The 22,216-nt window shown below is 59.9% G+C and carries 19 protein-coding genes and 5 pseudogenes; 16 read left to right on the top strand and 8 right to left on the bottom strand.

Annotated elements, in window-relative coordinates; all coding sequences use genetic code 11:
- Nucleotides 1–165: 165 nt before the first annotated feature.
- Together repC (NKI97_RS19130) and NKI97_RS19125 are read left to right on the top strand one after the other, a co-directional pair.
- A pseudogene (gene repC, locus NKI97_RS19130) lies at nt 166–1,432 on the top strand (plasmid replication protein RepC).
- Nucleotides 1,433–1,473: 41 nt separating this feature from the next.
- Nucleotides 1,474–1,941 (top strand): thermonuclease family protein, encoded by a 468-nt coding sequence (locus NKI97_RS19125; protein ID WP_352836057.1) that lies wholly within the window; start codon nt 1,474–1,476, stop codon nt 1,939–1,941.
- A 182-nt stretch (nt 1,942–2,123) separates the two neighbouring features.
- Here NKI97_RS19125 and NKI97_RS19120 read toward each other — a convergent pair whose 3' ends face one another.
- Entirely contained in the window at nt 2,124–2,312 is a 189-nt protein-coding gene (locus NKI97_RS19120) for a hypothetical protein (protein ID WP_352835886.1), read from the bottom strand.
- Between the two features lie 27 nt (nt 2,313–2,339).
- Here NKI97_RS19120 and NKI97_RS19115 point away from each other — a divergent pair, with 27 nt between their 5' ends.
- The 8 genes from NKI97_RS19115 (at nt 2,340) to NKI97_RS19080 (ending at nt 9,477) form a co-directional block, all read left to right on the top strand.
- Nucleotides 2,340–2,672, top strand: a complete 333-nt coding sequence (locus tag NKI97_RS19115) for a DUF736 family protein (RefSeq protein ID WP_352835884.1) — start codon at nt 2,340–2,342, stop codon at nt 2,670–2,672.
- A 119-nt stretch (nt 2,673–2,791) separates the two neighbouring features.
- The gene (locus NKI97_RS19110) at nt 2,792–2,998 is read left to right on the top strand and encodes an antitoxin VbhA family protein (RefSeq protein WP_292538289.1); all 207 of its coding nucleotides are present in this window, start codon (nt 2,792–2,794) and stop codon (nt 2,996–2,998) included.
- A 64-nt stretch (nt 2,999–3,062) separates the two neighbouring features.
- Nucleotides 3,063–4,112: a Fic/DOC family protein gene (locus NKI97_RS19105; RefSeq protein ID WP_352835881.1), complete on the top strand. Its 1,050-nt coding sequence runs from the start codon at nt 3,063–3,065 to the stop codon at nt 4,110–4,112.
- A gap of 233 nt (nt 4,113–4,345) precedes the next feature.
- A complete protein-coding gene (locus tag NKI97_RS19100; protein WP_352835879.1) occupies nt 4,346–5,230 on the top strand; it encodes an ArdC family protein in 885 nt (294 codons plus the stop codon).
- Nucleotides 5,231–5,495: 265 nt separating this feature from the next.
- Nucleotides 5,496–6,710 (top strand): plasmid partitioning protein RepA, encoded by a 1,215-nt coding sequence (gene repA, locus NKI97_RS19095; RefSeq protein ID WP_292191579.1) that lies wholly within the window; start codon nt 5,496–5,498, stop codon nt 6,708–6,710.
- A complete protein-coding gene (repB, locus tag NKI97_RS19090) occupies nt 6,707–7,702 on the top strand; it encodes a plasmid partitioning protein RepB (protein WP_352835876.1) in 996 nt (331 codons plus the stop codon). Before repA ends, repB begins: the two co-directional genes overlap by 4 nt.
- Nucleotides 7,703–7,860: 158 nt before the next feature.
- A complete protein-coding gene (gene repC / locus NKI97_RS19085) occupies nt 7,861–9,204 on the top strand; it encodes a plasmid replication protein RepC (protein ID WP_352835873.1) in 1,344 nt (447 codons plus the stop codon).
- A gap of 87 nt (nt 9,205–9,291) precedes the next feature.
- Nucleotides 9,292–9,477: a hypothetical protein gene (locus NKI97_RS19080; RefSeq protein WP_352835871.1), complete on the top strand. Its 186-nt coding sequence runs from the start codon at nt 9,292–9,294 to the stop codon at nt 9,475–9,477.
- A 26-nt stretch (nt 9,478–9,503) separates the two neighbouring features.
- Here NKI97_RS19080 and NKI97_RS19075 read toward each other — a convergent pair whose 3' ends face one another.
- The gene (locus NKI97_RS19075; protein WP_352835868.1) at nt 9,504–10,436 is read right to left on the bottom strand and encodes a recombinase family protein; all 933 of its coding nucleotides are present in this window, start codon (nt 10,434–10,436) and stop codon (nt 9,504–9,506) included.
- 284 nt (nt 10,437–10,720) lie between these two features.
- On the opposite strand from NKI97_RS19075, the gene NKI97_RS19070 reads away from it, so the two are divergent.
- The 4 genes and pseudogenes from NKI97_RS19070 to NKI97_RS19055 form a co-directional block, all read left to right on the top strand.
- Nucleotides 10,721–11,842, top strand: a complete 1,122-nt coding sequence (locus NKI97_RS19070; RefSeq protein ID WP_352835866.1) for an RHE_PE00001 family protein — start codon at nt 10,721–10,723, stop codon at nt 11,840–11,842.
- Nucleotides 11,843–11,939: 97 nt separating this feature from the next.
- On the top strand, nt 11,940–12,623 hold the full coding sequence (locus NKI97_RS19065) for an XRE family transcriptional regulator (protein ID WP_352835864.1): 684 nt from the start codon (nt 11,940–11,942) through the stop codon (nt 12,621–12,623).
- Nucleotides 12,624–13,169: an RES family NAD+ phosphorylase gene (locus NKI97_RS19060; protein ID WP_352835862.1), complete on the top strand. Its 546-nt coding sequence runs from the start codon at nt 12,624–12,626 to the stop codon at nt 13,167–13,169.
- Between the two features lie 95 nt (nt 13,170–13,264).
- A pseudogene (locus NKI97_RS19055) lies at nt 13,265–13,431 on the top strand (IS91 family transposase); the annotation flags it as partial.
- Nucleotides 13,432–14,030: 599 nt separating this feature from the next.
- Here NKI97_RS19055 and NKI97_RS19050 read toward each other — a convergent pair.
- Nucleotides 14,031–15,123, bottom strand: a pseudogene (locus tag NKI97_RS19050) (IS110 family RNA-guided transposase).
- A gap of 264 nt (nt 15,124–15,387) precedes the next feature.
- On the opposite strand from NKI97_RS19050, the gene NKI97_RS19045 reads away from it, so the two are divergent.
- Entirely contained in the window at nt 15,388–15,600 is a 213-nt protein-coding gene (locus NKI97_RS19045) for a hypothetical protein (RefSeq protein WP_352835860.1), read from the top strand.
- On the opposite strand, the gene NKI97_RS19040 is transcribed toward NKI97_RS19045, so the two are convergent.
- Nucleotides 15,572–16,515 (bottom strand): IS630 family transposase gene (locus NKI97_RS19040; protein ID WP_352836054.1). Its coding sequence is split into 2 segments (ribosomal slippage): nt 15,572–16,176 and nt 16,176–16,515, totalling 945 coding nucleotides; the frame shifts between segments, so codons are not numbered across the junction. The two genes, NKI97_RS19045 and NKI97_RS19040, sit on opposite strands and share 29 nt — an antisense overlap.
- 186 nt (nt 16,516–16,701) lie before the next feature.
- Here NKI97_RS19040 and NKI97_RS19035 point away from each other — a divergent pair.
- The gene (locus NKI97_RS19035; protein WP_352835857.1) at nt 16,702–16,989 is read left to right on the top strand and encodes a hypothetical protein; all 288 of its coding nucleotides are present in this window, start codon (nt 16,702–16,704) and stop codon (nt 16,987–16,989) included.
- Between the two features lie 16 nt (nt 16,990–17,005).
- Here the strand turns inward: NKI97_RS19035 and NKI97_RS19030 are convergent.
- From NKI97_RS19030 to NKI97_RS19010, 4 genes and pseudogenes are all read right to left on the bottom strand, one after another.
- Nucleotides 17,006–17,470, bottom strand: a pseudogene (locus tag NKI97_RS19030) (transposase); the annotation flags it as partial.
- Between the two features lie 135 nt (nt 17,471–17,605).
- Complete coding sequence (locus tag NKI97_RS19025) at nt 17,606–19,024, bottom strand: amidase family protein (RefSeq protein WP_352836051.1); 1,419 nt, start codon at nt 19,022–19,024, stop codon at nt 17,606–17,608.
- Nucleotides 19,025–19,311: 287 nt separating this feature from the next.
- Nucleotides 19,312–19,803 (bottom strand): annotated as a pseudogene (locus tag NKI97_RS35510) (transposase); the annotation flags it as partial.
- A 115-nt stretch (nt 19,804–19,918) separates the two neighbouring features.
- On the bottom strand, nt 19,919–21,946 hold the full coding sequence (locus tag NKI97_RS19010; RefSeq protein WP_352835855.1) for a CocE/NonD family hydrolase: 2,028 nt from the start codon (nt 21,944–21,946) through the stop codon (nt 19,919–19,921).
- Nucleotides 21,947–22,216: the final 270 nt, after the last annotated feature.

The raw sequence follows: 22,216 nt of genomic DNA, 5'->3' as shown, positions 1-22,216 counted from the left end.
AGAAAAACCGCCCCGAAACGAATCTCGGAAGCGGTTTGCGAATAATCAATTTAGCCAAATCTTTCTCGCAAACCACACTTCCTCTGTCAACCAAAAAACACCGTTTCGGTGAACGGGATTGCTTTGTCTGGTCTCCAAGAAGAGGAGACGAGAGTGGGAGAACCTATGCCACTCAAGCGGCCGATCGGCCGCCGAATGACGCCACAACGGGCCGAATACCGGCGAGTGGCGGAGTCGGCTGAAATCGGCACGGTGACGCGCGGTCAGCTTGCCGTGCTTGCCCAAAACCTGACATGCACCGGATTGATCAGCGCGACCGAAAGCCATCTTCTGGTCACGCTGGTCAACACCGCACCAACCGAGGCCTTCGACAAATCCGGCAGCCCGATCATCTTCAAGTCCAACCAGCAACTCGGCTTCGAGATCGGTCGTTCGCCCGGTCGCGTGAGCCGTATGCTGTCCAGCCTTTTCGACGCGGGCTTGATCACCATGCAGGATAGCGGCAACTACAAGCGCTACCCGGTGCGCAATGGCGATGGTGCGATTGTTGATGGGTGCGGCATAGACATGCGGATCCTCGTCGCCCGTTTTCGCGAACTGGACCAACTCGTGCGGCAGGCGAAGGCCGAGAAATCGGCAGCGAATGCCGCATTGCGCCGCTATCGCGGCGCGCTGCGCAATGTCCACAACGGGCTGGCAACCGCCACAAGCCTGTCAGATCGCCCTGGCGCGCATGGCTGGCCGTATTGAACGCGTGGCTGGCCTTGTTGGCGTTGCGTCCAAGGCGTCGAGCGTGTTGCTGCGTCGCGCGACAGCCCTCCTGGAGTGGTTCGTCGGGCGCTTGATGCAACTTCCCCGCCGGGCCGAGACGATGCAGGAAACAAAAAATTCGACATGCACGCATGCCGAAAACGGCATGCACAAACAGATTACAAACCCTGATCCCTTTGAAAATGGTAATCAGAATCGGCGTTCGGCTAACGCCGAACAATCCAGTTTGCTAGTGGCTGGCTCCGCCAACAAGAGGGCTTATGAACCAAGCCTGGGGGGCGCTTCGAGCCAAGTCAACGGGCAAAAGCGCCAGCCGCAGGCGGTAGTGGCGTTGCAGGACGTGGTGCGGGCAATACCGGCCTTAAACGCCTACGGCTTTGCCCTGCCCCGCAGTTGGGCCGATCTGGCGCGGCTCGTGCCGCAAATGTGCCGCCTGACGGGCATTTCTGATGATGCGCGCCACCGTGCCGTCGAACAGATGGGCGAGCAGCAAGCAGCGGTCGCAATCGCGGTGACGCTGCAGAAATACGACCAGCAGGAAGTTAAATCGCCGGGCGGCTACTTGCGGGCCATGACGGACCGCGCCGCAGCCGGCGAACTTCATCTTGCCCGCTCGATTTTCGGGCTGGCGGCCCGCAATTCCATGGGGGCATTGAATTGAGATTTCGAACGATATTGGCGGCCGTGGCCGCAATCTGGTGCATGGATGCGGCGGCCGAGCCGTCGGCATGGTCCGGCCAGGCGCGGGTAATCGACGGCGACACGATCAGTATCCGTCAGCAGCGCATTCGGATTGCCGCGATCGATGCATGCGAACTCGACCAGACGGGCCTAAAGGATGGCCAGAACTGGCGTTGCGGTGTCATTGCTCGCAGTTACCTTCGAAAGATGATCGACGGACAGCATGTCCGTTGCGAAATCATTGATCAGGACCGGTATCGCCGTTTGGTCGGGCAGTGCTTCATAGGCGATACCGATGTGGGCCTCGCCATGGTGAAAGCCGGGCTAGCCGAGGCGATGCTGCGATATCTGCCGTCTTCCCATCCTATCAGCTTGGTTGAGTACGGCGAGGCCGAGAACCGCGCGCGTGGCAATGGTTTGGGGATCTGGTCCGCTGAGATCGAAAGTCCACACCTCTATCGCCGCGCCAAGTCCTCAAAGATGCCTTAACCCGTAGATACCCAAATTGGTGTTATCGACTGGCAGGCGACGCGAGCCATATTGCTTCACGTGTCTGGAGCAAAGGCCTGCAAAGCTCGTTGCAGGCTCTCGGATAATGACTAATATAGGCTCATTTCTTGTCGTGTCAGGTCGACAACGAACAGGAGGAATGTTGCCAAAGGAGTCATATCTCACGCCTCTTCGGTGGTTGCTTTTGACGCTCGTTCGCACGTCGACGCGGTTTGCGCAAAGCCGGAGAGCGCAAAAATTTCCCCGCCTGCGGCTTCCTCGCGCGCCAAATTTTTTCGCCCTCCGGCCTCTTCCGCTGCGCTCCAGCCTTCGGTGCACACCGCTTTCCGCCGTGCCATGTGAACGATCATTGCAACCACCAAAGAGGAGTGACTGACATGACCACCACCAACTACATCCAGTTCGATGCTGACGACCTCGACGCCGCCAAGGGCAAAGGCCTCATCTCCACCATTGAACGCGACCTGGACATCAGCGCCGTGCCGTTCAGCTCGGACAACGAAAAAGCACCGACGCATCGTGTCTATGCCAAGTCGCCGCGCGGCCATGACATCGAGGTCGGCGGCATCTGGAAAAAGAAGAACGCGGAGGGCAAGCCCTACTACACGCTCTCGATCAAGCGCCTCAGCTTCAACGCCAATCTCGGCCGCTTCCCGGGCCAGGACGACCCGACTCTGCAAGCGATCATCGAATGGGAACCCCGCGATTAGTCGCAGTAAAGCGCCCGGCCAAAAGCCGGGCGCCCACTCAGAAACGCCGAAAAATACCCCAAAGTGCTGGATTGTCAGCACTTTTCTTGCTAGGGTTCAAGACAACTGGAGTTTTGCTGATGAACATCCATTCCGCACGTCCGGATCGTTCTCCGGAGGCCATTGCCAAGCGCAAGAAGGCCACCGATCAGGCCCGCGCAGCCAACATCCGGCAGGGCTACACCCACGATCCTGTTCTCGAGGCGGCCAACGCCCGGTATGTCGCCGGCGAGATCACGTCGGACGAATTTCGCGAGCAGATGCAGGCGCGTTTCAAACGCGCCTGACGCTCCAACTCTGATCTCACAAGCCGCCTGCGATCACGGGCGGCTTTTTTCATGAGGAATCGTATTGGCGGACGAGACAAAGGGATCGTACACCTACCCCGACACGCCCGGCGATCCAGATCGCACTGGTGTCCTACGCAACAAGTTTGGGCTGACCAGACACTCGGAGCTGAGACCGGCCGAGTATGCCATGACGCATATTCGACAGAGTGAGATTGCGGAGGGCCGCGGCCCGAGCGGCACTTTCGACAAGGAACATCTGAAGGCCATACACGGCTATATTTTTCAGGACGTCTACGAGTGGGCCGGTCACACGCGCAACGAAAGCCCGATCGTCGACGGCCAGCGCGTCGAGCCGATCGGCAGCCTTTCCAAGGGCAGCACCTCATTCCTGCATGGCTCACGCATCGACTTCGGACTGGACGAGGCCTTAAAGCCGATCCGCGATCCCAATGTTCTTCGCACTGCTACCCCGGAGCAATTCGCTGAGCGTGCGGGCCAGGTCCTCGCCGAGCTCAATTACGTGCATCCATTCCGCGAGGGCAACGGCCGCGCCCAGGAGGCGTTCATTGCCGAACTTGGCAGCCATTACGGCCATGAGGTGGATTTTACCGTCATCAGCAAACCGCGGATGATCGAGGCATCAATCGAGACCACAAACGACCCGTCTAGTCCGGCAATGAAGCATGTGCTGGAGGACTCTATCAATCCGAACCGCCGCGAAGCGCTTCGCGCTGCAATTGCCGACCTCGAACGGTGCGGCGAGAAGCCGTTTGAACACAATATCCGCACGGCACGGCCGGGAGAGGAAATCACCGGCCAAATCCTCGGCCATGACGATAGAGTCGCCAGTATCGTCACGGATGAGCGGATCATTGCCGTCGACCGCGCCGACTTGCCCGAACGCTTGCCCGACGACAATACAGAGGTCTCTTTCACCGCCCGCTCTGACTTTACCCGCCTGGGACGCGAGCAACAGGCCACCGAGGCACACATGCGGCCCCAACAGGCCGAGCAGCCACAGCGGGACAGAAGCGCTGGGCTGAAGGCCATCGAGGTCGAAATGGCGGCGCGGCGAGACCGTGAGCGAGACGACGACGGTCGCGGTCAATAACTCCAGCCCCAGGCAACAAGCTGCTTTTCGTCGAGCTTTTCGTCGAGCTGGTCGATTTTCGATGCGTTTCGGCGCCGTCTCCGTCCGTTGGGTGATTTGACGGGCAAGCTACGACAGCCCCTCCCCCATGCAACCGCTGTCGCGGTCCTCCACTCCGTTTCGGCCCTACAGGTGCATGGGCTCGCTTCGGCTATCTCCGTTCCTTGCCGTCAACCAACGGACTGGAGACGGCCATGCAGAGCATCAAGGACACCTACCAACGCATCACCGACACCATAGTCGAGCAGCTTGAAGCCGGCACCAAGCCCTGGATCCGCCCCTGGCGCGGCAGCGTCCGCAACTCACTCATCCCGCGCCGCGCGACCGGCGAAGCCTATCGCGGCATCAATGTCCTGATGCTGTGGGTGTCCGGCCAGATGTTCGGCTACGAGGAAAACACCTGGATGACCTATCGCCAGGCGCAGGAGCTTGGCGGGCAAGTCCGAATGGGCGAAAAAGGAACGCTCGTCGTCAAGTACGGCACGTTCACTCCGAAGGATTATGAAGACGACGAAGACCGCGCGATCCCATATCTGAAGGGCTACACCGTCTTCAATATTGAGCAGATCGAGAACATGCCGGATCGGTTCTTCAGCCCGGCCGAGGATCTACCGGGTAATCCGGTTCCGCACGTCGAGACTGTCGAAAGCTTCGTCCAGAAAACCGGCGCCGGCGTCAGCTACGGTGGCGCCAAAGCTTGCTACCGGCCCAGCATCGACGACATCCTCATGCCTGACCGCGAGCGTTTCGACAGCGAGGTTCACCTTTACTCGACTTTGCTACACGAGGTTTCGCATTGGTCCGGCGCAAAGCATCGCCTGGACCGCGATTTGACGGGCAGATTCGGCAGTGAAGGCTATGCCGTCGAGGAGCTCGTTGCGGAGCTCGCAGCATCGTTCCTGTGTGCCGACCTGGGCGTGGCGCATGATCCGCGCGACAACACAGCCACCTATCTGGCGAGCTGGCTCGCCGTCCTTAAGAATGACAAGAGAGCCATCATCACGGCCGCTGCGAAGGCGCAGGCCGCTGCTGAGTATCTCGCCGCGCTGCAGCCGGCCGCCGGACAGGAAGCCGCCTAGTCTTACGGTTTCCCGTCTGTTCGTTTTCCTGATCGATGGGCAGACTTGCCCGTCGATAATCACAGGGCACCAAGGACCAGAAAACCGGCCGTCAAGGCCGGCTTTGCCGCTGCCTTGACGGCCAGCAGGGCAAAAAGTTGGCCGCGGCCAACTGGGCTAGGGGATCCGATTCTCGGCCAAGTTGTCATGGTTACCGAATCATGTCACCTTCGATACGGTTTTTTAGCAATTGCAGACTAAAAAGCGCATCGAGAGGGAAATATCGATGTTGCAGAATCAAAACGTATTGCCTGCCGGAATCACTTCCGACGCCAGGATATCTTATCATGCCAAACAGTTATCGATGCAGTTGCAGCTGTTGAGCAGTCGGCTCTTTCCGCCGTCGTCTCAAAAAGAGCTGAAGACCTTCACGTCTGGCGAAGCCGCCCAACTGGTTGGAGTATCCGACGGCTACCTGCGGCAACTGTCCATCGATGGCAAAGGTCCTGCGCCGGTAGTTTCGCAGACAGGTAGGCGTTCATACACGCTGGCGCAGATCCACGAGCTGCGGCAGCATATGGCATCTATCAAGCCGAAGGACGCCCTCGCATATCTCCCGTGGCGACGGCGGGGTGAAAAGTTGCAGACCATTGCTGTCGCCAATTTCAAGGGCGGCTCGGCGAAGACCACCACCTCGATCTATCTTGCTCAGTATCTTGCGCTGCAGGGATACCGCGTGCTGGCTGTCGATCTTGATCCGCAAGCATCGCTGTCCTCAATGCTCGGCGTGCAGCCAGAATTCGACCTGTCCGAAGGCGATACGCTCTATGGCGCGATCCGCTACGACGACAAGCGACGCCCGTTGAAGGATATTATCAGGAAGACCTATTTCGCGGGGCTAGATCTCGTTCCCGGAAATCTGGAATTGATGGAGTTCGAGCATGAAACTCCTATGGCTCTGATCGAACGCAGGTCGGCCCAAGGAGAGGTCTTCTTCAAGCGTGCGGGAGTAGCCTTGGCGGAAGTCGAGGCTGACTACGACGTTGTGGTGATCGACTGCCCACCCCAGCTCGGCTATCTCACGCTCGGGGCAGTCTGTGCTGCCACATCGCTCCTGATAACCGTCCATCCACAGATGGTGGACGTAGCCTCAATGTCGCAGTTTTTGCTGATGACGGCCGACCTGCTGGCAGTCGTCCGCAAGGCAGGAGGAGACCTGACACACGACTTCATCCGGTATGTAATCACTCGCCACGAACCCCATGACGGGCCGCAGGCTCAGATTGTTGGCCTGCTGCGGAGCCTGTTCGGTGACGAGGTACTGGCGGCAACAGTGCTGAAGTCGACCGCCATTGCCGATGCGGGGCTTACCAAGCAAACGCTTTACGAGATCGAACGGGGTCAAGTCCGCCGGTCGACCTTCGACCGGGCAATCGAGTCCCTTGACGCCGTCAACGGAGAAATCCTTGACGGGATAAAGAGGGCATGGGGACGGGCATGAGCAGGCGCGACAAGCTGGCTGGAATTTTCACCGATACCACCCGAGAGTTGGCCGCGGCCAACTTCGCCGAGAAGGCAGATGGGGGTAGGGTCCTGGCTGGCCCGGTGCGAACCATGGGTCTCGCCCTCGACCGGATGGACCAGGAAGCCCGCGAGCTTCAGGAGGCTCTGAAGGCAGGCGAAAAAGTAGTTGAACTCAATCCCGACCTAGTCGATGCGTCGTTTGTGCGCGACCGCCTCGACGGTGAGGTGACGGAAAATGATGACTTCGTAAAATCCATCGAGGCGAACGGGCAGGAAGTCCCGATTCTCGTGCGGCAGCATCCCGATATCAAAGGCCGGTACCAAGTAGCCTATGGCCATCGGAGACTTCGGGCCGTCCGTCTATTGAACCGGAACGTTAGGGCGGTCATCCGGCCGTTGACCGACGACCAGCTCGTTGTGGCCCAGGGTATCGAGAACACCGCCAGAAAGGATATTTCCTACATTGAGCGGGCCATGTTTGCCTTGGGCCTCGAAGAGAAGGGCTTCGGGCGGGATGTCATCATGCACGCACTGAGCACCGACAAGACCGAGCTTTCTAAGCTGTTGTCAGTCGCGCGCGTGGTTCCTGGGAGCATCGTGCAGGCGATAGGTTCCGCGCCGGCTGCAGGGCGGCGCAGGTGGATGGAGCTTGCGGAGAAGATCGCTGAACCGAAGGTGCTGGAAGCCGCCAGAAAAGTTGTCCAGAAACCCGGATTCGAGATCCTGGGATCGGACGAACGCTTCATGTTGGTGTTCGCCGAGATTTCGAGGAAGCCCAAGGCCGCGACCATTCTCAAGGAGTGGAAGCCCAAGGGCGGGAAAATCGCGGCCAAGATCAAGGACTCGGGGAAGGCTTACACGCTTTCCCTGAAGGATTCCGGAGCAGAAGGCTTCGGTGCATATCTGACAGATCGGCTGGATGACCTCTACGCCGACTGGCAGGCAAATAGGGAATTGAAGCAGGAGTAGAACCGCAAAAGAAAAAGGCCCCCGAACGTCGCCGTCGCGGAAGCCCTTCTCGTATTCTTCGCAGGTCGAGAATCTCATTTCCGCGAATCAGTGTCAAGAGTTTTAAGCGTCGATTCGGCGGACGGATTTCTTTTGCCTAATTGAAGGCGAAGGAAGAAATGGACACGCATATCTCAACGACGCCCTTTGGGCGGCGGCCGATGACGCTTGGCATGATTTCAAGCCAGGTGGCCGCAAAGGCAATGCCGGCGGACCTGACCGTCCACAAATGGCATGTCTTCCAGAACATCAAGGAAGCCCGAGGCGCCTTGGGCGCGACCGATCGCGCGCTGGCCATCCTTGACGCTCTGCTGTCATTCCATCCGGAGACGGCGCTTTATGCCGACAGCGAGCTGATCGTCTGGCCGTCCAATGAGCAGCTGATCGGCCGGGCCAATGGCATGCCACCGTCGACCCTCCGGCGCCACCTGACCGTCCTGGTCGAGTGTGGGCTGATCATCCGCAGGGACAGCCCGAACGGCAAGCGCTACGCTCGGAAAGGGCAGGGGGGCGAGATCGAGCAAGCCTACGGCTTCGATATCTCGCCGATCGTGGCGCGCGCAGCGGAGTTCAAGGAGCTGGCGGAAGTCGTCCGAGCCGAGAAGAAGGCCTACCGGGTCGTTAAGGAACGGCTAACTATATGCCGCCGCGACATCGTCAAGATGATAGACGCCGGCATTGAGGAAGGCGTTCCGGCAAATTGGGGCAGGATCCAGCAAGCCTATCAAGCCATCGTCGGCAAGATTCCCCGTACAGCACCCCGCCAGGTCCTCGAGGCCATCGCTGCCGAGCTTGAGGAACTCTGGGCTGAAGTGCGTGAGGCATTGGAATCGTTCGTAAAAACAAAGAATATGAGCGCCAATGAGTCTCATATCGAGCGCCACATACAGAATTCAAAACCAGACTCTAAAATTGAATCTGAAAGTCGCCCAGGAAATAAAGATGAAGCGGGCGGCAACGTTGCGGACACCGACAACGTACGCAGCCTACCGAAACGCGAACTGCCGCTAGGGATCGTGCTGGATGCCTGCCCGAACATGCTTTGGCTCGTGAAGGGCGGCGGCGGAATCCGCAACTGGCGTGAATTTCTGGCCGCGGCCGAGGTTGCCCGGCCGACCATGGGCATCAGCCCGAGCGCCTGGGAGGAAGCGCGAACGGCAATGGGTGAGCAGCAGGCGGCGATTACCATTGCTGCGATCTACCAGCGACAGGACCAGATCAACAGCGCCGGCGGATATTTGCGCAGCTTGACGGATCGGGCAAAGGCCGGAAAATTCTCGGTCTGGCCGATGGTGATGGCCTTGTTGCGGGCAAAGCTTGACGCGTCGAAAGCTGCCGGAAACGGAGCTGAAGCCGCTGCCGTCGATTTGGAGACAGCAGGCAAGGTTGTGCGCACCGAATCCCGGCTGGAAATCAGCGATGCGTTGCGCCGCAGCCTCGACAAGCCGAGGCGCGGATCATGATCATCCGGTGGGTTTCGATCCGCACTAGGACATGGACGGTGGCTGCAGCGCTTGTCGGGACGAGCGTCTTATGAGAGCATCGAAGGCATGAAAAACCAACACGACCCGGAACCGACGCCCGATGAAACCGCCGGGATGGCGTGGTGGAATTCGCTTACCGAAGCCGATCGTGCGGCTTGGCTGGCGCGGGCCGGCAGCGCTGTTCCAGCTGATGCCTGGGCCGTGTACAAGCGGCTCGGGAATGTCGAGCGTCAGCCACGGACCGTAAACTGACGACTTGTTCTGCAGTGGAATGACGGTCAGCTCGCGGGTAGTTCGGCGACGAGTCCAAGCCGGCGGGCTCGATCGAGCAGGTTCTTGACTGAGGAGGCAGACCATTTTGCGCTTCCTCGTGGGGTTCGCTCATGCAGACGCTCGAGCTGGCCAGCGATGTCGCGGAGCGACAGGTCTGGGTTAGACTGCGAAATCCCTGCCACAAGAGTCATCAGGCGATCTTCGGGAGGCAGAGGAGACGCCCGCTTTAGCAGTGTGGATTCGGCCAGGTGCTCGGTGACCAGCCACCTCACCGCCCGCCGCAGCCGTTCAGGCGTCCAGTCGAGGTCGCGCTGCTTCAGGACCCGAGCGATATCGTCCCAGTTGTGGTCTGGTCGCATCCGGCGGACTGTCGGAAGCCACTGGTTCATCGTTGATTGTAGCCGTCGGGCATAGGCTGCCTTTTGCACCGCTGTCATCTTCGCCAGGGCTTCGGGCCTGCGCTCCCGGATACCAGGATTGCCTGGCAGCCGCCCCTTCGATCGTGCAGCGATGATGCCCGCCTTGGTCCGCTCCGAAATCAGTGCACGCTCGAGCTGGGCAACGGCGCCGAGTACCTGTAGCGAAAACATGCCCTGTGGAGTCGACGTGTCGATTGGATCTCGCAGAGATCGGAAATGCGCGCCCTTCTCAGTCAGATCCTCGATCACCTGAAGAAGATGGCTGACCGAGCGCGCAAGGCGATCGAGACGCACGACGACCAGGACATCGCCGGCGCCGATGTCGCTCATCAACCGCAGTAGGGCAGGGCGAGCTCTCGACGCACCGGATCCATGTTCCTGAACGACGACGTCACAACCGGCCGATCGCAGCTCAATCTCCTGCGCTTCCGTCGCTTGTTCGTCCGTCGACACGCGCGCGTAGCCGATTTGCCGGCCTCTTGGTCGTCCGGAGCATCGATCTTGCGCTTCACGGGCCATTCGCGGCGTCTCTCAGCATCGGAAAGAGGCGTTTGTACAGACTCCGAAGATATCAACAAACGATCGGTTGTAAACGTCTTTAGGCGCCCTTTGCATCGGCCCTACGGCCTCGGTGAGCCTGAAAAGCACCGTTTTTCAGGCTCCAGAGAATCCTAGGGCGTGGTGCTGTACAGTCCCGATATGAGGTGATTATCGATAGTGATAAGCCCGCCTGAGAAAATCCCCTGCAAGTCAACCTAAATGCCAGATAGCTTGACTATCGCGAATCAGCCATCATGAAAACAATGGCTTATGACATCGGTCTTTTGTCCCTCGAAACCCTGATAGGACCCGTGGCCCGCGCGACGGAGGCGCTCGCCCGGCTCGATGAGCGGCTGGCCCATTCGCCGGTGCGCGAAGGGTTTGTCGAGCGCCAGCATTTCGCCGATGCCGCCGCCGCGCTCTGGCTCGAAGGCGAACTCGTACATCTTGAGGACCTCGTCCTGCACGACGCTCACATGGACATTCGCACCCCGACCCACGAACTCACCCGCGCCCACGCGGTGCTGCGAACCCGTCGGCGCATTTTTGGCCAAAAGCCGGACTGGGCGCTCAGTCGCGACGGTTTTTTGGCCCTGACCGGCAGGGACGGCGCGATGCCGGCGGCGGAGGGCCAAAACAATCGGGAAGGGGAGGGGGCTGGAGCCAGCCCCGTTGAAGCCGACGGTCGGGACGATGGTGAGGACGATCTTTTGGCTGAAGAATTTGCCGAGATCGATGCTGTACTGGCGCGCTCGTCAAAGATTCTGAGCGGCGCCGACGTGCCGGCGAGGACGCCGCGTTCGGACGAGCGGCCCGACCTGATCTACGACCTCGACTGGAATGAAGAAGAACGGCTCGCCGAATGGCGGGATGTGATCGCCAGAACCCGCGATCTGCCGGTCATCCTGCGCGCCGCCGTCCTGCTCGAGGCCTGGTCGGACATCGAGGTGCTGCAGCATGCCACGTGGCTCGGGCCGCTGTTCGTTGCCGCGCTGTTGCGGCAGGAGGGTCTTGCCGGCAATCACCTCGCCAGCCTGCATCTCGGCGCCAAGAACATTCCACGAGAGCGGCGGCGGGCGCGCAATCGCTCAGATCGGTTGTTGGCTTTTGTCGATGCCATCCACGAGGCAGTGCTTGCCGGGTTGAAAGAGCATGACCGGCTGGTGATGGCGAAAAGCCAAATGGAACGGCGGCTGCGGGAGCGGCGCGTCAGTTCAAAACTTTCCGACCTGGTCGAGCTGGTGCTCTCGCGGCCACTTGTCTCGACTGGCATGGTTCAGAAGGGGCTAAAAGTGACAAAACAGGGGGCGCTGAATCTGGTCGGTGAGCTTGGGCTGCGCGAGATGACGGGTAGGGGAAGGTTTAGGGCGTGGGGGATTGTGTGAGCCTCAGTCGGTCACGATAACATCATCTTTACGAAATTATCTAACTTGACGAACTTACGATCGGTAACCATATTGGTGACAGCAGGAGGTTGTCATCATGGCCGCTCCAAAACGCAGCAATCATAGCGGGACCGCATCCCATGCGGGAGTTGCCGCCCTGAGTTTTACCACGAAGTTGCCGGCACAGGCCGATTTCAAAAAGGTGTTGCTCGAACGCTATCAGGAGGCGATCGCACGCAGCCGCAAGATCGGCCATCGCGTATCGTTCCGGGTAGAGGTCGATCCGGCCGCCGGCGCGCAGACGATCACGCCGGTCGAGGAACAGCCGAGCGCTTCAGATGCTTTTCCCGTCGAGGATACGGGCAAGCCCGACGCTGAGCTTGAAGCGGCGCTCGCCAAGGCGCGCGAACGCGGTCGCAAGCGTGTCGCCGAAATTGTGGCCGGCGAAGACATGCTAAGTGCGGAAGCCTTTGCCAAGCTGCTCGGCACGTCGCGGGTGACGGTCAACGCCAAGCGGCAGAATGGTCAGGTGCTCGGGGTCAATGGCGCCAAGCGCGGCTTCCGCTTTCCTGTCTGGCAACTCGACAAGGACGGTCGTCCCTTCGGGGCATTGCCGGTACTCCATGCGACGTTGGGCGATAGTGCTTGGGCGGTCTATCGATTTCTGGTGTCGCGCCATGGCGCGCTCGATGGGCGGACGGGACTCCGAGCCCTTCAGCAAGGCGATGACGGCTCGGTGTTGGCCGCGGCGGAAGGCATAGCCAGGGGCGATTTCGACTGAATGCCCGGCGTCCCACCTCCACCCGATTTCGGGCGCGCAAAGCTCGAAATCGAGACCATACCGCCGGGGCGGACATTCGGTCGGATCTACTGGAGCACCTATTCTGATCCCCTCGGATACGGGAAGTCGGCGAGCCGTTTCAGCGATCCGCGGCGTCGTGTTGCTGCCAACCGTTTTGGCGTTCTCTACCTCGGCGACTCTCTGAAGGTTTGCTTCCTCGAGGCCGTGCTCCGAGATCGGCGCGAAGGACTATTCGACGACCTCCCGATAGAGGAGGTGGAACTGACCCAACGGCGCTATGCGGAGATCACGACTACGGCGGTCCTTCGCCTAGTCGACCTCAGGGGCGACAATGCGGTCAGGATGGGTGTTCCCACCGACGTAGTTCGGGCACAGCGCCAGAACTTGGCGCGCTGGTGGTCGGTGACGTTTCACGAGCACCGTCTAAGCCTGACGGGATCATTTACCCCTCGCGCCTCAATGGCGCGACCAATCTCGCCATCTACGATCGTTCGACGGGAAAGCTACAGGCGAAGCGCGTTGTGACGCTCCTCCGCGCCGGGATTGGGCCGGCTCTCGATGATTTCAAAGTCGGTCTGGTGTAGTGCCTTGGCCCGGTCGTTGTGGCACGACAAGGGGCTGTGTTGCCAAAGGGATTCCACCGCATCCGGCATTGCGGCCTGCTTGCCGGGTCTGCTCGCAAGGCCAGCCTCGCGCTTGCTGGTGAACTCCTGAACGTCGCTGCACCGTCCGACGATGACACCACGGACAAACCGGACAACTTTCGCCCGCTTGCCCCTGCTGTGGACTGCAGGCACTCCGCCTCCGTCAACGGATCGACGCACGTCTATGGTGACTATCGACTCCGACACAGCCGCGCCCAGCCGCCCACCATCCCGACAACACCGCGCGGAGGCGCAACGAAGCGGTCTGTCCGCATTCAACCCAGAGCTTCCCGACGGCGGTCGCGCCATCGCCGACATCTGCCGAAATCCGAAATCCCCATAGCCATCGCCCGTGGCCCGCGGGTTTCTTCTTCGGGGACTTTCGTACGCCTGCTGGCGCCCGAAACTCTTATATGGGGATGGTCAACTACAAACGGCATCACGTCGACATTGTCATGTACCTCCGGGGCAATCCGTAGATCCCATTCGATGAGTCCGTTTGCGTGACGCGGTTCGCGAACGAACCCAGTCCACCTTATATTCGGTCAGGGCGCATGCACCTGTTCCATGATCCCGCTTGCGGCGGATTCGGACCCAAGAGACGAAACCATTCTTCAGCAGCGGCTGTTTGAGGCCATGAGTTTCGTCGGTTCGTCTACCGAGGATCTGCCAGGCCTGATCGGTCCTGGAGATTGTTATGATCGATTGGCGTCTACGCTGATGGTTTCGTCAGGAGAGCTCCTTATATAACGACTCCGGCGTTCACGTATTTCCACAGCGCAACAAACAGTTTCCGAGCGAGGGCGATGATCGCCGTCTTCTTGTACCGGCCACCATTCTGGATGACCCGCGCCCTGAACCACTGGCTGAGTGCGGAATTGGGGTTGATGGCGCACCCAGAGCCACGCAACCTGGACAAGCGTCGACCGGAGCCTAGGATTGCCGGACTTCGAGACTCCCTGCTCGCAATTAATCTGCCCACTTTGCCAGGGCGTTGGCACCAAACCAGCGTAGGCGGCAACCTGTCGTCGATTGTCAAACTTGCGCGACAATCCCTCAGACCACAGGACGGCCGCGAACTCCGGACCTATTCCCTTGAGGCTGAGCAGCAGGGCCGGTGTTGGCTCATCTGCCGCGACGAGCAAGGCGTCGCGTGCCTCTTCAACCTCCTTGATCTGCTGGATCAGCAACTCGATGCGATCAAGCTCGCGGCTGATCTGCGCCATGAGCGCTGGCGGCAGTGGACGCCCATCTCCGGTAATGAGGGCGTCGAGGCATTTGCGTCGATCGCCTTTCAACGGTTCGTATCCGGACACACCTTGGCTGAACAAAAGGCCCTTTATCCTGTTGACGTGCCTGATCCGCTCGTTCGTCAGCGCCTTCCGCTCCCGCACCAACCGGCGACGGTCTTCCTCCTCCGGCGTTGGCACTCGCAACATCGCGCAAACCCGAGGCTCGCCGCGCTTGTAGGCCAACAACGCTCGAACCAGTGCTTCCCCGTCAATCCTGTCGGTCTTGGCCCGCCGACGGCGACGCGATGTGGCAATGGATGCTGGGTCGACGACATAACTCTCGATGCCTTCGCGTTCGAGGACCTGATGTATCCAGAATCCATCCAGACCAGCTTCCTGGATTGATATGACCCGGAAACTCTGCCCTGTCCGCACTTCCGCCTTTCGTTGCAGCTCTGCGAAGTGATCGAGCAAACCCGGAATGTCGCCCCCCAACACGAGGTGTCTCGACATTCTCTCGCCCCCACCTGGCGAAAGCGAGGTCACGAGCCATTTTGAACGAGACAGTTCTAACGAGACAAATATTGCGGCAAGATCCTCCAGGTGATGTTTGGCGACTTCACTCTGGCAGAGCGCTGGTCGCCTTCCATCCCCATAGGATCTTCACGGAAGCTGACGTGCAGCTTCTGGTATTCGGGTACCGATCAGCGGACGTCGGATTGCCGACGATCGAAGGTCTTGCAGCACCACGTTAGGATTGTCGGTCACACTATAGACCAGACAAATCACCGACAAGCGAAACCTAGGGGCGCGTATCCCTGCTTGAAGGACTAGCGGCCATCAAATGCCGGCGGCTATTGTCCGCCAATGTCGATCAATCTGGGCCATCATGACGTCGAGATCCGCCGGCAGTTCGGCAGCGACAGCGCGCGCCTCGTCAACAGTCAAGATCCCGAAAACGGCAAGCTAATCTACATCTCGAAGGCGAGTCGCGGACTTTCCTGCGGTCTGATTTGCCAGCACTGCAAGGCGGCACTAGAGCACATCCTGTTTAATCCGGTTCATATCCTGCGGCTTTGAAGTAGTTGGCACATTCGGCTGGCGTGAAGAGGTCGAGGACCGCGCCGACCGCGTCCCACAGGGCCTTGATAGTTCTTTCGGCTTTGGCTCGCATAAGAGCCTTGAGTTTTGAGAATGCGTTTTCGATCGGATTGAAGTCGGGGCTGTAGGGCGGCAGGAACATGAGCCTCGCGCCGGTCGTCTCGATCGCCTCTCGCACGCCGGCCGCCTTGTGGGCAGGCAGGTTGTCCATGATGACGACGTCGCCCTGCGACAGGGTCGGAACCAGAACCTGCTCGACATAGGCTAGGAACACGTTGCCGTTCATGGCGCCGTCGTAGACGAACGGAGCGGTCATGCCCGTCAGCCGTAACGCCCCGGTGAAGGTGGTGGTCTTCCAATGGCCGTGCGGCACACCGGCCCGGCTGCGCTCACCGCGCGGCGCACGTCCCCGCAGACGGGCCATCTTGGTCGACAACCCGGTCTCATCAATGAAGACGAGCTTCGCTGGATCGAGATCGAGCTGGCCGTCGAACCAGGCGCGACGGCGCTTCAGGATGTCGGGGCGGTGCTGCTCCAGTGCGTGTGCGGACTTTTATTGAACGTCCACCCGTGGCCGCGAAGCCATGCGCTCAAGGCCCTGCGGCTGATCCGCACCGACCGCTCGTCCCCCAGCCGCTCTACCATCTCGTTCAGCGTGATGTCCTTGCGCTCACCGATCAGCCCGACGATGAAGGCTTCGTGGGCATCAAGGCTGGACGCACGTCGGCGGCCTTGCGGGCGCGGCATCCGCTCGCCGATCTTTGCCCGTGCGATCCACCGGATCGCACTCGATATGCCGACGCCGAACCGCGCCGCCGCCTGCCGGGCCGACATGCCCGCGTCCGAAGCCTTCAAGACCCGGGATCGAAGATCGCCGCTCAGTGCTCTTCCCATCATCCACCTCCGTCAAAGTGGATGTTGAATCAGCACAGAACGCATCCGTCACATCACAATCGATTCATCAATCACAGGACATGCTCTAGTCCTCAACATGACCTGAAGGCGGCGCACGTCGCAAGGAGATCATCCGATCTGAATTGCGACTTACCATTCCCCGCCAGTTCGTCGCGCATGGCGGGTATGAAGTCCCTGAATGCCGAAGAGCGTGAGATCATCGTCGATCGTGAAACGCTGGAATTCCGCTACCATGGCGAGGTGATACCTGACCTCCATCTCCAGGTCGGGGATACGAATCCCTTCGTCGAGATCGCCGTTACCCACCCTCGGGGAGAGAAGAAGATTTCCCGCCTGAAGAGGCTGAAACCAGCGGCGGCCGTCGAGATCGACCTGTCCTCAGTCCCCCGCAGCAAGCCAGTGCCCTCAGGTTCTCCTTCTTGTGCGCCCGCTCATAGCGCGCATCCAGAATGAGGTACGGGTAAGGTTAGGCAAGCCGCTGCTCATAGAATGCCTCCAGCGCCTCATCCAGCCGCGCCGTCGCCTGGCTCACCGTCGAGGCCGAGAAGGAATGGCCGCACAGCTCCTCGGTGATCGCCTTGACCTTCCGGGTTGACACGCCTTGCACGTACATCTCGACCAGCGCCGATACCAGTGCCTTCTCCGATCGCTGATAACGCTCAAACAACTCCGTCGAGAACCGGCCGGCCCGATCTTGCGGAACCCGAAGCTCCAGCACGCCAACCCGCGTCACAAGCTTGCGTTCGTAGTAGCCGGACCGGGAACCAACCCGCTCCGTCGTCCGCTCGCCTTTCTCGGCCCCGATCGCCTCCGTCATCTCGGCTTCCAAAGCCTCCTGCACGACAGTCTGCAAAACTCTGCGAAAGCCGTCCTCATCCGACAACAGCAACGCTTTCAACTCGCCTCTACTCAGTCTAACGTCTCGCTTGGTCATGGCACTTACCCTTCCACGGGAATCGGTGATCGCAACGTCACCAGCGTGCCATGGCCGCCCTTCGCCTCAGAGCTTTTTGCAGAACCTTCAGGACACTATCTGCGCTCCCGCGAAAGGGACTTCCAAATCGGACTCTTATGTCAGGCGAGAACCACTAGCACCTAGAGGCGGCGTAGTGTTGGGCGATCGTCTCGGCCTGACTGCTTGCTCGTAGGCATAAGCCAATGCGACTAGGCGATGGTCCCCCAGCGGGCGACCAAGCAACTCCATGCCAATCGGCAGATTGTCCGAGGTGAATCCTGCAGGAATCGCCATTGCCGGAAATCCAGTTACAGCGCTAAGGCTGGTGTTCGTTTTTGGCGATACACTGCCGATGAGGGGTGGCCTACTTCGAAGCGTCGGATAAGCTAGAGCATCTAACCCGTGTAAGTTAAAAATACTCAAGAGCTCGCGCTGAATGCCTTCTCGACGCGCGAGCGCGAGGCGGTATTCGGGGCTGTCTTCACCGGCGGAGGTATTCGCATGCTGTAGCTGTTCTCGCAGCTTCGGATTAAACAATCCTTGACTCAAGATCTCCGACAGAGACGACACAGGAGCGCTTGGGATGGCGGCGAGGTAGTCCGCTAGATCGGACCTAAATTCGTAATCCCACACTACACCGTTCGCGACCTCCAGCGGAGTTGGAAGTTCGATTGCAAGAGTGACAGCACCACACTCCTTCAATCGCTTCACTGCAGCTTCTACGACCCCCATCGCCTCCGCATCGTCCGCTTCGCGGAAGAAGTTACCGACGATACCCAGTCGGGCGCCCTTTAGGGCTGCCGCATCAAGTGCTCCAATAAAGGACGGCACTCGACATGCCGCCCCTCTCGTTCTTGGATCGGCAGGATCAGGTCCGACCGTGACGTCAAGCCCCACCGCCAGATCGATTACTGTACGGGCGAGCGGCCCTGCTGTGTCATGCGTATGCGAGTAAGGTATGATGCCCCTGTTACTAGATAGTCCCTTTGTCGGCCGCAACGCAAATAAGTTATTGTAAGCTGCGGGTATGCGGATAGATCCGGCTGTATCGGTTCCGTATGCAATCGCGGCAAGACTGACGGCAGCGGCTACACCGCTGCCTCCACTTGAGCCTCCAGGAATCCTGTTGAGATCGTACGGATTGCGCGTCTGGCCACCCAACGAGCTTGTCCCGGTTATGGTTTCAGCAAGATCATCCATGCTTGCTTTGCCTAAGATGACGGCACCCGCCTCACGCATTTTTTTCACTTGGAAGGCATCGTTCCGTGGCCACAGCTTAGCTAATGCAGAACAGCCGGCAGATGCGGGCATTTCCGATGTCGCAAAGTTGTCCTTCAGGATGATCGGCACTCCGTGCATTGGCCCCCGCACCCGACCAGCCCGCCTTTCATCATCGAGTGCGGCGGCGGCATCATAGACGAACTGATTCAAGCGAATTACTGCGTTAAGGCAGGGACCCTTTCGATCATACGCTTCTATCCTAGCAAGGTAAGCACTGACGACGCCTTGGGATGTTACGCGACCTGAAGCCATCGCAACCTGCAGTTCGGGAATAGTGGCTTCGCAAATCTCAAACGGAATGGGCATTGATTGAACCTTGTATGGGGATTTGTTTGTCAAGCCATTTTGGCTGCCCGGTTCAACCAGCTCCGCTGATTTGAGAGGATCCGAGGGGAGCCCACCATCGCACGCAACAGATGCGCCGCCACCTTGTACTCGGTGGGATCCGTTGCTGATCCCGACCATGAAAAATCCATGCGCCGCAACGCGGTGAGCAGCTTGTGGGCGAGTGCTACGATCATTCGTCTTGCGTTGCGAGTGTCCTGATCAGTCAGGGCGGCGATGATCTCGCCGCTGTCGGCATCCAGTGCAAGAGGCAGCTTGCGCCAGCTGCGACGTGATTTGGTGCCGTGCTTCTCCACCTTGAGCCGTCGGGCGCGGACATGGCAATCGCCCAACAAACGGCATGATCGCCAGGTTACGCCGGAGGGACCAGTGCATGTTCTTGTTGACACCACTGGCCTGCAGGTCTACGGCGCCGGCCAGTGGCTGGAGGATGATCGGGACAGCGAGCGTCTGCCCCATCAGCTGCAGCACCGATTCCAGCAAGCCTTCTGCCTGGTCAGCCGCAGCCAAAACACAAGGCCCAGCGTCAAGGTGGTCTCGATCGCCAGATCAGAATAGCGGGGCTGGCCGCCACGCGTCTTGGCGCTTGCCACCTGAACAGGGCTTCGGGCGTCACCCACAGTCAAACTGCCACCATGACGAAGTCCTGCCTCATATTCTGGCCAGTTCGTCACCCTGAACTTCATCTTCTCGATACGATGGCGGCGCGCGCTATTGTGTTTGAAAGGCATGACTAAACCACAAGCGGTTCCGTGCTGCCTAACCCAGCCCGCTAAACGATCCCTGCACCTTCGGTCGCTGTCAGTTGAGGTCTCGCGGCCACTCCTTCACCTCTCTGCTCTCGACCGCCACCTCGTCGCCGTCGTGAGCGAGCATATGGGTCTCTATTCGCCATACATCGCGAAAAGCCCTGACGGTCGCGCTCACAGCGATACTGGCTTTCCAACTATCGCGTGAGAACGTGTATTCCCAGGTGCAAGTGCCCTCCGCTGAGTTCGGGTCGTCCGGATTGATGCTGAAGCGGTCGACATTTCGCGCCGATTGGGTGATGCCGGTATGCGGATGCAGAATCGTGCCGGCATCGTTGATAACCTGGTGCACGGTGAGGCCTGTGATGTAATCCGTGCAGACAGACCGCTCGAAGGGTTCCGCCTCGACAAGCACCTTCCGCTCCATCGGACGCGCGCTTTCCGGACCGGGAAAGGCGGCCAGCGTGGTATCGAGCGGTTGTGCTTCGCGCACTGGCAGGATTAGCCGGCTTGCCCCGCAATGGATCGACAAGGTTGCTGTCTCCGCCACCGGGAAGACGATGGGCCAATGGGAGGTGGCAACCGCCAGGCGGATGCGCTCACCAGCCTCGAAGCGCTGGCCGCAACATCGCAGCTTTAGTAGGATCGTCTCGACCTTTCCCGGCACCATCGGCTCGATCTCCAGATCGTCATGACGATGGCTGAGGTTGAGGATGCCGAAGCTCACCCGGGAAGCCGCACCGCCCGGGAAAACCTGTGACAGTGTGGCCGAAAGAAGCGCGTTAGGCCTGTCGGATGCGAGCGTCACTTCGAATTCGGGAAAGCCCAGAATCTCGACGGCCTGGGTGAGCGGCTCCGTCTCGAAGATCAGCGCATTGCCTTCCTCGGTCCTCTGGTCGATCGGTTGCGTTGGCACGGCGCCATATCCGCACCAGGAGCCAGAGGACAGGCCTGCGATCTGCGGCGAGCAGATGGTCTGCACCTCGTCCTTTCCCTTTGTTTCACTCAGCCGGTGCGGTGCAAGATGCAGCATCCGTTTCTTCACGCCTGGTCCCGGCCAATACGGTTCAGCAACCCAGCGGCCGGGACGCTCTTCATAGATCGGTGCCGGTCTTGCAGGATCCTGGATCCAAGCCCGCAGCATCGGCTCGTTTTCAATCCCGGTGTCGATCCCCTTCAGATACTGGTCCCACCAGCGAAGACACTCCTGCAGGAACCCGATCCGCGGCCCGGGCTTGGCTAAATGCGGATATTTATGTCCCCACGGCCCGATGAGGCCCTTGCGCTTACCTGGCAGCTTCTCCAGCATTCGGAAGATTGCGTTGGGATAGCCATCGACCCAACCACCCACGGCATAGACCGGGACATCAATGTCGGCATAGTTCTCGCAGACGGAGCCATGCTTATAGAAATTGTCGCGCCGTTGATGCTCGAACCAGTCGTGCACCCAGATGCCGTTGCCGTTGAGCCTCTCCTCCCACATGGCACGCCAGCGGTCGCCGACGATCAGCGGATCGGGTGGAGTCATGGCGCCCGCCCAGGCGGTGGTTCCCCACCTCAGCTTGTCGCACATCATGGCGCCGCCCAGATAATGAATATCGTCGCTGTAGCGATCGTCAGTCGAGCACAGGGAAATGACGGCTTTCAGCGCCGGCGGGCGGCGGGCGGCAACCTGCAGCCCGTTGAAGCCGCCCCAGCTAATGCCGATCATGCCGACGCTGCCCGAGCACCAGGGCTGCTTCGCCAGCCATTCAATGACAGCCAAACAGTCATCCTGCTCCTGCTTCAAGTATTCGCCCTTGCACAGCCCTTCGCTGTCGCCGGAGCCCCGCATATCGACGCGCACGCCGGCATAGCCGTGCCCGGCGAAATAGGGATGCGTCAGCGCATCGCGCTCCACCGTCCCGTCGCGCTTGCGATAGGGCAGGTATTCCAGAATCGCCGGCACCGGATCGGCCTCGGCATCCTCCGGAAGCCAGATTCTGGCGGCCAGCTTCACGCCGTCTGGCATCGGAATCCAGAGATTCTCGATCTCGCGCACTTTGCGCGGGAAATCGGTGACGACGCGTATATCTTCCATGGCTCTCTCCGGATTTTCGGCGCGCCCCGAGTGGAGCGGCTAAGTCGGTGCGGTTGGCGGGACTTCGACAGTCCGGCCCACTGGCAGAAAGGCTTCTGCGGTCGGTGTCGATCCTCCCGCTTTGCTCAACGAGATTGTTTCTCTTTTAGTAGTATGACGTGTGGGGGAGACCGGTTTGCGCCAAAGTGCGTCAGCTGCTGAAATGTGAAGCACACAGAGTAGTTCAGTTTGAAATGAAAGTTTCCGTGACGCCCTTCGGGCCTGATCCAG

It is taken from the genome of Mesorhizobium sp. M0296 (genome assembly GCF_040321675.1).
GTDB lineage: Bacteria > Pseudomonadota > Alphaproteobacteria > Rhizobiales > Rhizobiaceae > Mesorhizobium.
The sequence above is the reverse complement of the archived record's forward strand: the minus strand, read 5'-3'. Positions and strand labels throughout refer to the sequence as shown.

What these genes read in the sequence shown, in the direction of transcription:
- NKI97_RS19110 (WP_292538289.1), top strand. Translation starts at nt 2,792, where the DNA reads ATGAACATCCATTCCGCACGTCCGGATCGTTCTCCGGAGGCCATTGCC.
- NKI97_RS19125 (WP_352836057.1), top strand. Translation starts at nt 1,474, where the DNA reads ATGGATGCGGCGGCCGAGCCGTCGGCATGGTCCGGCCAGGCGCGGGTA.
- NKI97_RS19120 (WP_352835886.1), bottom strand. Translation starts at nt 2,312, where the DNA reads ATGATCGTTCACATGGCACGGCGGAAAGCGGTGTGCACCGAAGGCTGG.
- NKI97_RS19045 (WP_352835860.1), top strand. Translation starts at nt 15,388, where the DNA reads ATGTCGATCAATCTGGGCCATCATGACGTCGAGATCCGCCGGCAGTTC.
- repB (WP_352835876.1), top strand. Translation starts at nt 6,707, where the DNA reads ATGAGCAGGCGCGACAAGCTGGCTGGAATTTTCACCGATACCACCCGA.
- NKI97_RS19115 (WP_352835884.1), top strand. Translation starts at nt 2,340, where the DNA reads ATGACCACCACCAACTACATCCAGTTCGATGCTGACGACCTCGACGCC.
- NKI97_RS19075 (WP_352835868.1), bottom strand. Translation starts at nt 10,436, where the DNA reads ATGGCCCGTGAAGCGCAAGATCGATGCTCCGGACGACCAAGAGGCCGG.
- NKI97_RS19100 (WP_352835879.1), top strand. Translation starts at nt 4,346, where the DNA reads ATGCAGAGCATCAAGGACACCTACCAACGCATCACCGACACCATAGTC.
- repA (WP_292191579.1), top strand. Translation starts at nt 5,496, where the DNA reads ATGTTGCAGAATCAAAACGTATTGCCTGCCGGAATCACTTCCGACGCC.
- NKI97_RS19010 (WP_352835855.1), bottom strand. Translation starts at nt 21,946, where the DNA reads ATGGAAGATATACGCGTCGTCACCGATTTCCCGCGCAAAGTGCGCGAG.
- NKI97_RS19065 (WP_352835864.1), top strand. Translation starts at nt 11,940, where the DNA reads ATGGCCGCTCCAAAACGCAGCAATCATAGCGGGACCGCATCCCATGCG.
- NKI97_RS19060 (WP_352835862.1), top strand. Translation starts at nt 12,624, where the DNA reads ATGCCCGGCGTCCCACCTCCACCCGATTTCGGGCGCGCAAAGCTCGAA.
- NKI97_RS19070 (WP_352835866.1), top strand. Translation starts at nt 10,721, where the DNA reads ATGGCTTATGACATCGGTCTTTTGTCCCTCGAAACCCTGATAGGACCC.
- NKI97_RS19025 (WP_352836051.1), bottom strand. Translation starts at nt 19,024, where the DNA reads ATGGCTTCAGGTCGCGTAACATCCCAAGGCGTCGTCAGTGCTTACCTT.
- NKI97_RS19080 (WP_352835871.1), top strand. Translation starts at nt 9,292, where the DNA reads ATGAAAAACCAACACGACCCGGAACCGACGCCCGATGAAACCGCCGGG.
- repC (WP_352835873.1), top strand. Translation starts at nt 7,861, where the DNA reads ATGGACACGCATATCTCAACGACGCCCTTTGGGCGGCGGCCGATGACG.
- NKI97_RS19035 (WP_352835857.1), top strand. Translation starts at nt 16,702, where the DNA reads ATGAAGTCCCTGAATGCCGAAGAGCGTGAGATCATCGTCGATCGTGAA.